The organism is Streptomyces sp. NPDC036822, from assembly GCF_055609145.1.
The window spans coordinates 1-1,381 of record NZ_JBVJPY010000064.1 but is presented as its reverse complement, the minus strand read 5'-3'; the positions used below and the strand labels follow the sequence as shown (position 1 = coordinate 1,381).

At 65.6% G+C, this 1,381-nt stretch carries 1 protein-coding gene; it reads right to left on the bottom strand.

Annotated elements, in window-relative coordinates; all coding sequences use genetic code 11:
• Positions 1-40 precede the first annotated feature (40 nt).
• Complete coding sequence (locus ACZ68P_RS36190) at positions 41-1,333, bottom strand: IS256 family transposase (protein ID WP_471013620.1); 1,293 nt, start codon at positions 1,331-1,333, stop codon at positions 41-43.
• Positions 1,334-1,381: the final 48 nt, after the last annotated feature.

The window sequence follows — 1,381 nt, the reverse complement described above, 5'->3', positions numbered from 1 at the left end:
GGGTCTGTCAAACGAGCGGTGTAACTCGGGTTGTTGAGAGTTACTGTCGGGCTGCGGAGAGCCGGCCGTCGAAGGTGATGTCGAAGGCGTTCAGGGCGGTTTTCCAGCGCATGGTCCAGCGGGCCTGGCCCTTGCCGGTCGGGTCCAGCGACATGATCGCCATGAAGACGCACTTCAGGGCGGCCTGCTCATTCGGGAAGTGGCCGCGGGCTTTCACCGCCCGTCGGATCCGCGCGTTCACGGACTCGATCGCGTTGGTGGTGCAGACGATGCGGCGGATCTCGGTGTCGAACCGGAGGAACGGGGTGAACTCCTCCCACGCGTTCTCCCAGAGCCGGACGATCGCCGGATACTTCTTGCCCCACTGGTCGGCGAACTCCGCGAACCGTTCGAGTGCGGCGTCCTCGGTCGCGGCGGTGTAGACGGGCTTGAGGAGCTTGGCGATCTTGTCCCAGTCCTGGCGGGCGGCATAGCGGAAGGAGTTCCGCAGCAGGTGGACCACGCAGGTCTGCACGATCGTCTTCGGCCATACGGTCTCGACGGCGTCGGGCAGGCCTTTGAGGCCGTCGCAGACGAGCATGAGGACGTCGTTCACGCCGCGGTTCTTGATCTCGGTGAGGATGTGCATCCAGTGCTTGGCGCCTTCGCCGCCGTCGCCGGCCCACAGCCCGAGGATGTCCCGCCGGCCCTCGGCCGTGACTGCCAGGGCGACGTAGATGGGCCGGTTGGCGACCGCACCGTCGCGGATCTTCACGTGGATCGCGTCGATGAAGACCACCGGATAGACGGTGTCGAGGGGCCGGTTCTGCCATTCGGCCATGCCCTCGAGGACCTTGTCGGTGATCGTGGAGATCGTCTGGCGCGACACCTCGGCGCCATAGACCTCCGCGAGGTGGGCCTGGACCTCACCGGTCGTCAGACCCTTCGCGGCGAGTGAGATGACCATCTCGTCCACGCCGGACAGCCGCTTCTGCCGCTTCTTGACGATCTTCGGCTCGAAGGAGCCCTCGCGGTCGCGGGGCACGGATATCTCCACCGGGCCGACATCGGTCAGCACGGTCTTGGCCCGGGCGCCGTTGCGTGAGTTGCCGCCGTTCTTCCCCGCCGGATCATGCTTGTCATAGCCGAGGTGGTCGGTGATCTCACCCTCGAGAGCGGACTCCAGGAGCCGCTTCGTCAGCTGCTGGAGCAGGCCGCCCTCGCCGGTCAGCTGCAGGCCCTCGGCCTGAGCCCGACCCACGAGCTCGTCGATCAGCCTGTCATCCACGGATTTCACCGAAGCGGCCTCAGACGGCTCGTCGGACTCGATCTCGGTCACGTTGCTGCTGGTCATCGATGCATCTTCCATGATCGGGAGTTACACCGAACGTTTTACAGTCCC

Bases quoted from the DNA above. Each gene is read 5' to 3' on its own strand.
- ACZ68P_RS36190 (WP_471013620.1), bottom strand. From the start codon at position 1,333: ATGACCAGCAGCAACGTGACCGAGATCGAGTCCGACGAGCCGTCTGAG.